9 protein-coding genes and 1 pseudogene are annotated in these 11,611 nt (G+C 40.6%); 9 read left to right on the top strand and 1 reads right to left on the bottom strand.

Annotated features, from left to right (window positions below; all coding sequences use genetic code 11):
- Positions 1-28: 28 nt before the first annotated feature.
- The 8 genes and pseudogenes from ACT3S4_RS07140 to ACT3S4_RS07105 all read left to right on the top strand — a co-directional run bounded on the left by ACT3S4_RS07140 (position 29) and on the right by ACT3S4_RS07105 (position 8,958).
- Positions 29-1,261, top strand: coding sequence for a capsule biosynthesis protein (locus tag ACT3S4_RS07140; RefSeq protein ID WP_444760793.1), 1,233 nt, complete (start codon positions 29-31; stop codon positions 1,259-1,261).
- Between the two features lie 349 nt (positions 1,262-1,610).
- Positions 1,611-3,407, top strand: a complete 1,797-nt coding sequence (gene lepA / locus ACT3S4_RS07135) for a translation elongation factor 4 (protein ID WP_444760792.1) — start codon at positions 1,611-1,613, stop codon at positions 3,405-3,407.
- Between the two features lie 104 nt (positions 3,408-3,511).
- A complete protein-coding gene (gene lepB / locus ACT3S4_RS07130; RefSeq protein WP_444760791.1) occupies positions 3,512-4,414 on the top strand; it encodes a signal peptidase I in 903 nt (300 codons plus the stop codon).
- 145 nt (positions 4,415-4,559) lie between these two features.
- On the top strand, positions 4,560-4,952 hold the full coding sequence (locus ACT3S4_RS07125; protein WP_227675945.1) for a DUF4845 domain-containing protein: 393 nt from the start codon (positions 4,560-4,562) through the stop codon (positions 4,950-4,952).
- Between the two features lie 120 nt (positions 4,953-5,072).
- Entirely contained in the window at positions 5,073-5,870 is a 798-nt protein-coding gene (gene rnc, locus ACT3S4_RS07120; protein ID WP_444760790.1) for a ribonuclease III, read from the top strand.
- 361 nt (positions 5,871-6,231) lie between these two features.
- Positions 6,232-7,197, top strand: a complete 966-nt coding sequence (era, locus tag ACT3S4_RS07115; protein WP_045443844.1) for a GTPase Era — start codon at positions 6,232-6,234, stop codon at positions 7,195-7,197.
- A 56-nt stretch (positions 7,198-7,253) separates the two neighbouring features.
- A complete protein-coding gene (recO, locus tag ACT3S4_RS07110) occupies positions 7,254-8,030 on the top strand; it encodes a DNA repair protein RecO (protein WP_444760789.1) in 777 nt (258 codons plus the stop codon).
- A gap of 118 nt (positions 8,031-8,148) precedes the next feature.
- Positions 8,149-8,958: pseudogene (locus tag ACT3S4_RS07105) on the top strand (pyridoxine 5'-phosphate synthase).
- A gap of 23 nt (positions 8,959-8,981) precedes the next feature.
- On the opposite strand, the gene ACT3S4_RS07100 reads toward ACT3S4_RS07105, so the two are convergent.
- Positions 8,982-9,707, bottom strand: coding sequence for a pilus assembly FimT family protein (locus tag ACT3S4_RS07100; protein WP_444760788.1), 726 nt, complete (start codon positions 9,705-9,707; stop codon positions 8,982-8,984).
- A gap of 560 nt (positions 9,708-10,267) precedes the next feature.
- On the opposite strand from ACT3S4_RS07100, the gene ACT3S4_RS07095 reads away from it, so the two are divergent.
- Complete coding sequence (locus ACT3S4_RS07095) at positions 10,268-11,560, top strand: OmpA family protein (protein WP_193007713.1); 1,293 nt, start codon at positions 10,268-10,270, stop codon at positions 11,558-11,560.
- Positions 11,561-11,611 lie beyond the last annotated feature (51 nt).

The following is an 11,611-nucleotide window of genomic DNA, read 5'->3' as shown; positions in this document are numbered from 1 at the left end:
ATGGTAATTCAATACTATGGCAGCTTCGATGTCTCACTTGCTTACTCATCGACACGTCTTGCTGTTACAAGGAAAGATGGGCGGATTCTTCAATCGTTTTTCGACATTTCTGCAAACTCAAAATATTAAGGTTAGTAAGATTAACTTTAATGCAGGTGATGCATTTTTTTATCATCATGATAATACCTATGAATATACCGATACGTTAGCGCAGTTCTCTTCTTGGTTGCAGGCTTTCATTGAAGAAAATAGCATTGATGCGATTGTCTGTTTTGGTGATTGTCGTCCGCATCACACCCAAGCTGCTTATATCAGTGAGCAGTTGGGCACCTCTTTTTTTGTATTTGAAGAAGGCTACTTGCGTCCCGATTACATTACATTGCAAGAATATGGCATTAATGGCTATTCGCGCTTAAATACGGCAGATATTAAAGCGCTCAAAAAAGCCAATGATAAACCACTGTATACTCACAATCGTTTTTATCGTTTGAGTATCGCTGCGATTGTCTACTATATTATCGTTTGGGTGTACAAAAGTCGCTATCCGCATTATTCGCACTATCGCGGTATGACAGCGTGGCAAGAAGCAATCGCTTGGCTCAAAGCACCATGGCGTAAATTGCGAGGGTATTTACCTGATAAGCAATTGCAAAATAAGCTGACCAAAGAACAAAGTAATAATTATTTTTTGATTAGTTTACAAGTGCATAATGACTCGCAGATTACCCATCATAGTGACTATCATGATGTGGTGCAGTTTATTGATGAGTCTATTGCCAGCTTTGCAGAGTATGCTGATAAGCCGCAATTACTGGTATTTAAGCATCATCCGTTAGATCGTGGTCATCGAGATTATCGCGAGCTGGTATCTAGCTTGGCTAGACGCTATCAAGTGGCGGATCGTGTGTTTTATGGTTGCGACATGCACCTGCCAACCTTGATGAAACACAGTATTGGGATGGTGACCATCAATAGCACGACAGGGTTGCAATCGGTATATCATAAAAAACCTACCAAGATCATGGGTCGCGCGATTTATGATACGCCGAAACTGATAGACCAAAAACCACTGAATGAGTTTTGGCAACGACCTAACCGCCCAGATAATGAGTTTTATCTTAGATTCCGTGAATACTTGATAGAGCAAACTCAAATCAACGGGGCTTTTTACGGTAAGTCACCATGGATGCATAAATATCTGCATAGCGCAGGATGTGAACCAATAGAGAGGGATCTGTCCAAAACCAATACCCCTCAGTAGATTATTGCTTGTTCATATCCAGTTAGCATGAGTCTTGTCGAAGTAAGTAAGGTGCTCTCAAGCCGCCCGTTTTCTATCTGTATAGTTATCCGCTCGTAACTTCACTTGTAAATCATCCCTCTGCTAATAAAATCGCCTTACTTTATGGTAGAAAACTGCTAGAATACTCTTTCATGCCTGCGCGTAAGAGTTGACGTCCTGAGCGGTTGATTGGAGATGATAGTATTGGCAAATAAGCTGATTCTAATTATTTTCTCTTCAACGATGGACAGCTATTTTAGCGGTTGCGCCTGACAGCATTTATTTCTTAATTTTATTATTCTATCACCCTTAATTTAGTAGGCGCTTTGTGACTGCATTAGCAAATATTCGTAACTTTTCAATCATTGCCCACATTGATCATGGCAAGTCGACGCTTGCTGATCGTTTTATTCAAATGTGCGGTGCCTTGCAAGATCGCGAGATGCAGGCGCAAGTACTTGACTCTATGGATATTGAGCGTGAGCGCGGTATCACCATTAAAGCGCAGTCGGTAACCTTATTCTACGACCATCCTAATGGTGAGCGCTATCAGCTCAACTTTATCGATACTCCAGGACACGTTGACTTCTCATATGAGGTGTCGCGTTCACTAGCCGCTTGTGAAGGCGCGCTATTGGTTGTTGATGCCGCGCAAGGGGTGGAAGCTCAGTCCGTGGCCAACTGCTATACTGCCGTTGATCAGGGTCTAGAAGTCATGGCGGTATTAAATAAAATTGATTTGCCACAAGTCGAGCCTGAGCGTGTCATTCAAGAGATTGAAGACATCATTGGGATTGACGCAGTTGATGCACCACGAGTTTCTGCTAAGTCGGGTTTGGGCGTCGATAAACTGCTAGAAGCATTGGTTGAATTTATCCCTGCACCGACTGGTGATCGTGAGGCGCCACTACAAGCATTAATTATTGACTCTTGGTTTGATAACTATCTAGGCGTTGTGTCTTTAGTTCGGGTACGTGAAGGTACTATCCGAAAAGGTGATAAACTTTATATCAAATCAACCAAAGAATCGCATTTAGTCGGCTCGATCGGTGTCTTTACGCCCAAGCCTGTCGATACGGGTATCTTGGAGGCGGGTGAAGTCGGTTTTATTATTGCTGGTATCAAAGATATCGCTGGCGCGCCAGTGGGTGATACGATTACTCATTCTAAAACGCCAGACGTTGAGTGTATTCCAGGTTTTAAACAGATTACGCCACAAGTCTATGCCGGTATGTTCCCTGTTGATTCTACTGATTTTGAAAAATTCCGTGAAGCGCTACAAAAGCTACAAATCAATGATGCGTCATTGTTTTTTGAGCCTGATACCTCAGATGCACTAGGCTTTGGTTTCCGTTGTGGTTTCCTTGGTATGCTGCACATGGAGATTATCCAAGAGCGTTTAGAGCGTGAATATGACTTGGATTTGATTACTACTGCGCCATCCGTTATCTACGAGATCGTCAAGAAAAATGGCGATATCATGTATGTTGATAATCCATCAAGACTCCCTGAGCCGAATAATATTGAAGAGTTCCGTGAGCCCATTGCCCGCTGTCAGATTTTAGTACCGCAAGATTACTTAGGTAATGTCATGACGCTATGTATTGAGCGCCGCGGCGTACAGGTAGATATGCGTTTTATGGGTCGCCAAGTTCAGTTGATCTTTGATATTCCAATGGGCGAGGTGGTCATGGATTTCTTCGATCGTCTAAAGTCAGTTTCACGCGGATTTGCCTCACTGGATTATAACTTTGAACGGTACCAAGTCGATAAGCTGGTCAAAGTGGATGTACTGATTAACGGCGAAAAAGTTGATGCTTTGGCTATGATTGTGCATGAAACCCAATCACGCTACCGTGGTAATGCGCTAGTGACTAAGATGAAAGAGTTGATTCCGCGTCAGATGTTTGATGTGGCAATTCAGGCGGCGATTGGTAGCCAAATTATTGGGCGTAGTACGGTGAAAGCCATGCGTAAAGACGTCTTAGCTAAGTGTTATGGCGGTGATGTGTCGCGTAAGAAAAAGCTATTGTCTAAGCAAAAAGCCGGCAAAAAACGTATGAAGCAAGTCGGTAATGTGGAGATTCCACAAGAAGCCTTCTTAGCGGTATTGCAGGTTGAGTAAGTCATTACTAATTGACTGGTCAACGATAGTTTTGTTGGTGTAATTAGTGGCGCAGTTGATAGTATAGATAGCTAGATAAGTCGCTCGTTAATAGGCAATTGAGTATGGATTTTGATTTTAATTTAATTTTAGTACCATTAACCATTGGTTTGGGTATTATTTGGCTATTAGATAAGCTGGCCCTGAAACAACGTAAAACTCGCGGGCGTGGTCAAGAAAGTCTCTTGGTACGCTGGGCTTACGATTTTTTCCCCGTATTGGCAGTGGTGTTAATAGTACGCTCGTTTTTGATTGAGCCTTTTAATATTCCCTCATCTTCTATGGTGCCGACATTATATACGGGCGATTTTATTGCGGTTAATAAGTATGCCTACGGGGTGCGCCTACCGCTGACGTATAACAAAGTTCTGGATACTGGCGCGCCTGAGCATGGTGATGTGGCGGTATTCCGCTATCCTGAAAACCCAAGTATTTATTATATCAAGCGTGTCATTGGTTTGCCTGGTGATACTGTTAGTTATGATCAAGGGACACTTTCTATCAATGATGTCCCAGTTGACACTAAGCCTGTCGATTTTGCGGCGAACCCTGAGTTGACCTCACAGCTTTATTTACCAGGACAAATTGGTCCAGGGCAAGTACTGACCGAAGACAGTGCGGCAGCGATGGGTGAGCAAGAAGAGGGTGAGGCGCAATACTTTCAGGAAACACAAGGCGAAAACAAGCATCTTGTTCGTTACTTGAATGGTATGAATAGTTCCCAATATGCACCATTTTTACAGCAGCAATCGCCAGAGGTGGTTAGCTCAGCAGGCACCAAATGGCGTATTAGCGTTCCAGAAGGTCAGTATTTTGTGATGGGCGATAACCGCGATCGTAGTGCTGATGGTCGGTTTTGGGGATTTGTTCCTGATGAGAATTTAGCGGGTAAAGCGGTTTATATCTGGATGCATAAGCCACCAGGACTTAATTTACCAACCTTTGAACGCAATGGTACTATTGATTAAGATTATGTCATTAAGATTATGAGACGCTCTATTGGTTGATTTATCGATAATAGTTTTATGCTAATATTGTTGCTATCTAATAAATGGCTACCTAGTATTTCGGTAGCTCCTAAAAATAGTTGTTTACCAGTAGAGGGATATCATAGTGCAGCAATTATCTGGAATCGCCACACAGCGTGGTGCTAGCGTAACGAGTATCGTTTTAATTATTCTTGTGTTAGGAGTTGCTGCCAAATTGATGGTTGCTATCATACCTGCTCAGATCGGTGATTATCAATTGACCAAGACCTTAAGCGCACAGCTTAAGGAAGCAAATAATAATAATGAGACGGCCAAGCAGTTTGTCGAGCGTGTTAATAGACAGCTATCTATTAATGCTGATTATGATACTCAGGCGGAAGATGTATTTACTTTTATTGATAAAAAGACGGGACAATTGGCTATTCGTAAAGAATATGCAGTCACCAAAAATTTCTTTGGTAATGTTGATATCGTCAATCGCTTCGAAGGTGATATCGATATGACAACAGCAGAGTAACTAAAAAGAGTGTTAGATCACTCTTAAACTTTTTAATATCTGAATGTCTTTATAATATTCATTAATCCATACTATTACTAACCAAATCAGTAAAACAGAAGGGATAACCACAAGCCACGCATGAAACCAACTTTGCAGCATTCCCAAGCGATTCCTACTCCTCAACAAAATAGCACGTCTGTCGACACGCTGATTGTTAGCTCAGAATTTATTCAGCAGTTAGCCGTATTAACACGCAAGTTAGGCTATGTGTTTAAAGACTTGAGTCTCCCCAAACTTGCGTTGACACACCGCTCATTTGATAGCAAAAAAAATTATGAGCGTTTAGAATTTTTAGGAGACGCTCTGTTAGGAATGATTGTGGGTGAGGCTTTATATCATCGCTATCCTAGCCAAAATGAGGGTCGCTTGACTCGTATGCGTGCCACCTTGGTACGTCAAGAATCATTGGTCATTATTGCGCAAAACTTAGAGCTCTCTAATCATCTGATATTAGGGATAGGTGAGCGTAAAGGTGGTGGGCGTAATCGCGCTTCTATATTGGCTGATGCCGTGGAGTCTTTGATTGGTGCTATTTATTTAGACAGCCAAGATTTGGATATTACTCGCGATTGTGTTCTCTCATGGTATGGTGATTTGATTGACAACGTTAATGACCAAAAAGCGTTAAAAGATGCCAAGAGTCGATTGCAAGAGTGGCTACAATCTAAGCAGTTTGATCTGCCACATTATGAGCTAATGGAAACACGTGGTAACGCGCCGCATCAAATTTTTGTTGTACGTTGCCATGTTAATATCAATAACTGTGTTGATATTACTGAATCTGGTGAGAGCCGCCGTATCGCTGAACAAAAAGCAGCAGAACTAATGATTAACCAATTGCATAAACTGCCGAGCTCAGCTAGAAAGCGATCCTAACTAGGATTAACCTATGGATCGCACATACCACTTTTTTTGACAATATATGTTAAGTGACGTTTTAAGAGTCGTTTATTTGAATTAGCGTAAACGTCACACATTTCAAAACCTTAAATATTTCCCAGCCGATAATGGTTTTGCTTTTTTAGTGCTAATACAGCCAATACATCATTAAGCGCCATTTAACTGGGTATAAATTCTATAGGATTAACCTATGAGCAATCGTACTGACTTGCCATCCAACGATGAAGATAATGCCAAAAATATGACCGAAAACACAGAATTGAATCAAAACCAAGATAATATCGATACTACTAACGATGGTATCAATCAAGCAGAAGATATTACTGTAGACAACGATATGGCAATTGAAGAGTTCTTTGCCCCTAGTAGTCATGCAGGTATTGCTGATGATTTTAAAGCGGGTTATGTCGCGATCGTTGGACGTCCAAACGTTGGTAAATCGACTTTGATGAATCACTTATTGGGTCAAAAGCTGTCTATTACATCACGTAAGCCGCAAACGACTCGTCACCGTATCCACGGTATTTTGTCAAATCATGAGATGCAGGCAGTATTCGTTGACACGCCGGGTATTCATCGCAATGAAGTACGTGCTATTAATGAGCGTATGAATAAAGCTGCGGTATCTGCATTAGTAGATGTTGATTTGGTATTATTCGTTGTTGATTCAGATCAATGGCGTGATGATGATTTGTTGGTTTTACAAAAGCTTGGCGACACCAATTTAAATGTGGTATTGGTTATTAATAAATCTGATACCTTAAAAGATAAAGGCAGCGTGTTGCCGCTGATTGAGACGTTTAATGACAGTTTTGATTTTGCCGATATCGTACCAGTATCTGCCTTAAAAAACCAAAACCTAGATCGTCTACAAGAAGTGATTGCTTCGCATCTTCCTATTGCTGCTCCTATCTATGATACCGAGCAAATTACTGACCGCTCAGAACGATTTTTGGCCAGTGAAATTATCCGTGAAAAAATCATGCGTAGCGCTGGTGACGAAGTGCCATATGACTTAACTGTACAGATTGATGGGTTCAAAGATGAGCCTGCGCACACTGATCCAAAGACAGGGCGTCCACGTAAGGCTTGTACTTTCATCGATGCGACTATTTATGTTGAACGTAGTGGTCAAAAGGCCATTGTGATTGGTGATAAAGGTCAGCGTATTAAGCAAGTTGGTATGGATGCTCGTAAAGATATGGAGCAGCTGTTTGATAAAAAAATCATGCTGACACTGTGGGTGAAAGTGAAACGTGGCTGGTCTGATGACGAACGTGCATTGACTAGCTTAGGATATTGATTGAAGAATAGCGCTTTAATCAATTTTCTATATGCTCGATGCTTAGGTGATAAAAAATGCGTAACGAAGCGTTAATCGGTTATTTATTGCATCAGCGTCCTTATCAAGAAAAGCGCGCCTTATATTATCTGTTTTCTCATCAACATGGCATGATCCATGGTATTGGGAAAAAAGGCGCGCCATTGTTCATGCCATTGCAGCTCTTTGCCACTGGTAAACGCGATTTAAAAACGTTTAGTCAGATCAATATTGCATCGCAACACACAACTCAAACAGACATAGCAAAAGATGATGGCATTACCACTGTTTTAGAAGCACTGCCCTACGAAAATATTACAGGTCAACATCAATATGCAGCGTTGTATTTAAACGAAATATTATGGCGGCTGTTGTCGACTGAAGATCCAATGCCAGTATTATGGCTACATTACCAGGACAGTCTGTCTCAGCTTAGGCGACCTTTGAGCGCCAACGAATTACGGTTGTGCTTGCGCCAATTTGAGCAGCATTTATTCAATGAGTTGGGTTTTAGCTTAATATTGACGCACGATAGTATTGAAAACATCATTCAGCCTGACGATTCTTATCGTTTTTTACCTGATGTTGGTTTAGTGCCTGTCTTGCAGAATGATATACAGACTGAGCATTTAGACAATACTATGGGGCAATTTTTTTTCAAAGGTACTGATATTATCGCAATGACGCAGTTAGGTATTACTGACAAAACCTTAAATAATTGGTCAAAAATCCATCGACAGCTTATTGACTATTTACTGGATTATCAACCATTGCAAAGCCGCCTACTATGGCAGCAGCAACAGCGTTACCAATAAATAATAGTGCTACTCTCAAAGTGCTATAACCAATCCGATTGCTACTGAGACTGTCTAAAGTTTCATATTCTTGTACCGTTGATCAGTCAATTGGGTTTCGTTATCAAAAAAATCTCTTATGACCACTGCCTCATTACCTTCATCTAACAACCCTTTGCAAAAACCTTTATTAGGTGTAAACATTGATCACGTAGCAACTTTACGTCAAGCGCGTGGGGTTAGTTATCCAAGCCCTTTAGCCGAAGCTCTTTGGTGCGAGAAGGCGGGAGCAGATAGTATTACTATCCATTTACGCGAAGATCGTCGTCATATTCAAGACGCAGATGTTTATGAGATAGCAGGGTAGTTGACGACTAGAATGAATTTAGAGATCGCCGCTACCAATGAGATATTGGCGATTGCTTATGAAGTCAAACCATTTTGGGTATGTTTAGTACCTGAAAAACGAGCAGAATTTAGAACAGAAGGCGTTCTTGAAGTCGTAGGGCAGAGCACTTGGTTGACAGAATATATTGGCAAATTACAAGCGGCAAGTATAAAAGTTTCTTTATTCATTGACCCAGAAGAAAAGCAAATCGCTGCTGCTATAGAATGCGGCGCTGATGCTATTGAGTTATATACAGGCGCTTATGCTGAGGCAAGCTTGGTAGCCGATATGAACATGCAAAATGCTGAGCTGAAACGAATTAAGTAAATTTTTGCTACTGCTCGACGCAGTGATAATAAGCTCTTAATTAACGCAGATCATGGTCTGACACGTGATAATGTGAATGCTATCGCAAAAATTGAGGGTATTTATAAGTTGAATATTGGTCATGCACTCATTGCAGACGCTGTATTTGTAGGACTCGAGCAGGCCGTCATTATGATGAAAGAAGCAATGTATATAGAGCTATCAAAAAATATCATTGGTAATTTATGTGAGTGATAACTTATGCCATTAGTAATTTCTTATTCGTCACATTCAGTGGGATGATCCTCATTGAGTTTTTGTTTAACAATACCTCCTTGGTTAAATGATATTAGATACATTGCTTCATTATAAGCAACAATGGGACAGTATTTTATATGGCCAAAATGTCCTCGTGGTTTACCACTATCACCCCAAAATTTGGTGTAGTGGCGTCGACTTCCAACTCGTAAACTTAGCTTACTGTATTTAGGATTTAAAGACTGCTGAACGACTAATGAATCTACCTGAGCATCAAAGTGATTATTGTCATTTTTATCTATGAATAACAAAAGCGTCTTATCGCTGTCTCTATGGCAGCGCCCTCCAGTATCAGACAAGCAAACAATGATATTCTGTCTTCTGATATAACTCTCAGCCTTGGCTAAGGCAAGAGAATTCTCTAACTGACTTTGAATCCGTTTGGCTTCCATACGTGCTAATTGCGTTCGTATGACTGGGGCTGCGATCGTCACTATAATTGCTAATACACATACAGTGACGATAAGTTCAACCAGCGTAAAACCCTTGTTATTTCTATTAACAGTGCTTGGGTCTGTTCTGGTAGTTGTATCGGCTGCTCTTTTATAGAGATATACTATATATCTATGATAAACATAAAGAATCAATCGGCTTTGAGCTAGCTTGTGCTTATTTGAAGTAAAAACCCATAACATAAATGCTGAGAGCTCTTTATAACTTGATAATGTTTTATGCAGCAATGCCATGAGGCTTGTTACCTATAATAAGTAGTTTAGTTCAATAAAACAGTCTCGCTTCTTTAAATGTTATTCAATCCAATCATTGCGTAAAATCGAGCCAATATGCGCGCGAAATTTTGGAGTAATGATCAAATTTATGATGTATAAAATAATGTTGAGTGCTATAATATAAACAGAATATATGTCTACTGTCAAAAAATGTTTCAATTAGTGAATGACTGGTTTTAATAATAGAGAAAAAATACTAACTGTACTAAAATACGCCCAGACAATAGATACTGTTAGGTTCACTATCTATTGTGAACTGACATACAAAAGATAAAAAGCGTAAGGTGTGTTAGTTCTAGGTAACTTAAGCTGGTTATTGTGTTTTAGTTACGACATTATCGTGTAATAATGTGTAGCTCGTTAACGAAAAAAGTTGTAAACTGAATTGATAATCGCTAAGCTACTCCTTAATTGGTTTTGCTTTGTCACTTAAAATTCGTAAAAGATGTCTATTTTAGAGCATCTTGAGAAGCGGTTTTGCTTAATGCATCACTCAAATTATCCTTTGGAGGAAGTCCATGAAATTGAATAAAATTGCTCTAGCTCTGGTTGCTGTAGCAGCTGCACCTTTAGCAGCTAATGCTGGCGTAACTATTAGCCCATTGTTACTAGGTTATCATTACACTGGCGAAGCTCATGACGAGCAACGCGAAATTTTGAAAACTGGTAAAAATTTGTATGAGAATGTCAATGGCGACCCTATGGCTAATGCTGATGGTCGTGGTAATGACAATGGTGGCGTAGCTAAAGAAAGCAGCTTATACACTGGTGCTGCACTAGGTATTGAACTAACTCCTTCTACTCAGTTCCAAGTAGAGTATGGTGTATCAAATGCAAACGGCGAAGCTTCTGAAGATTCTGCAAAAGCTGGCGTTAACCGCTTTGACGTAGAACAAACCATGCTTTCTGGTAACTTCTTAATCGGTACTGAAGAATTTACTGGTTATACTGATAGCGCATTCAAGCCATATGTATTGGTTGGTGCTGGTCAATCTAAGATTAAAGTAGAAAACCAAGAAACTTACACTAAAACTGGTGAGACGAATCCTACTACTGCTGGTACTGAAGTTGCAGAGTCTAAAGATACTATTGGTAACCTAGGTCTAGGTGCTATGTATCGTATCAACGACGCTTTAAGCCTACGTGGTGAAGCTCGTGCGATTCATAACTTTGATAACAACTGGTGGGAAGGCATGGCTTTGGCCGGTCTAGAAGTTGTACTTGGTGGCCATTTAGCTCCTACAGTAGCAGTACCACCAATGCAAGAGCCAGTTATCGATACTACTCCAGTAGTCGTAGTTGAATCTGATCTTGATTCTGATGGCGATGGCGTACCTGATAGCATCGATGCATGCCCAGGCACTCCTATGAATGTCGTAGTAGATGAGCGCGGTTGCCCAGTACCAGTAGATATTACTGATGAGCTGAAAATGGAACTACGTGTATTCTTTGATAACGATAAATCAACGATCAAATCTCAGTATCAACCTGAAATCGCTAAAGTAGCAGAGAAGATGCGCGAGTATCCTAACTCTACAGCACGTATCGAAGGTCATGCTTCTAAAACTGGTCCTTCAGCACGTTATAACCAACGTTTATCTGAAGCCCGTGCCGTTGCTGTTAAATCTATGTTGACTAACGAATTCGGTATCGCTCCAAACCGTATATCAACAGTTGGCTATGGTTATGACCAACCAATCGCTCCAAACGACACTGAAGAAGGTCGTGCTATGAACCGTCGTGTTTATGCCATCATCACTGGTGACAAAACAATGACTGTTGAACAAACTAAAGATATGGTTGTTCAGTAAATAGTATTGGATCAATTGTTTTACTAAATATATAGTTACAAAAAAAGTCAC

The organism is Psychrobacter sp. AOP30-A2-5, from assembly GCF_052378115.1.
Lineage (GTDB): Bacteria > Pseudomonadota > Gammaproteobacteria > Pseudomonadales > Moraxellaceae > Psychrobacter.
This window is presented reverse-complemented; position numbering and strand designations above follow the sequence as displayed.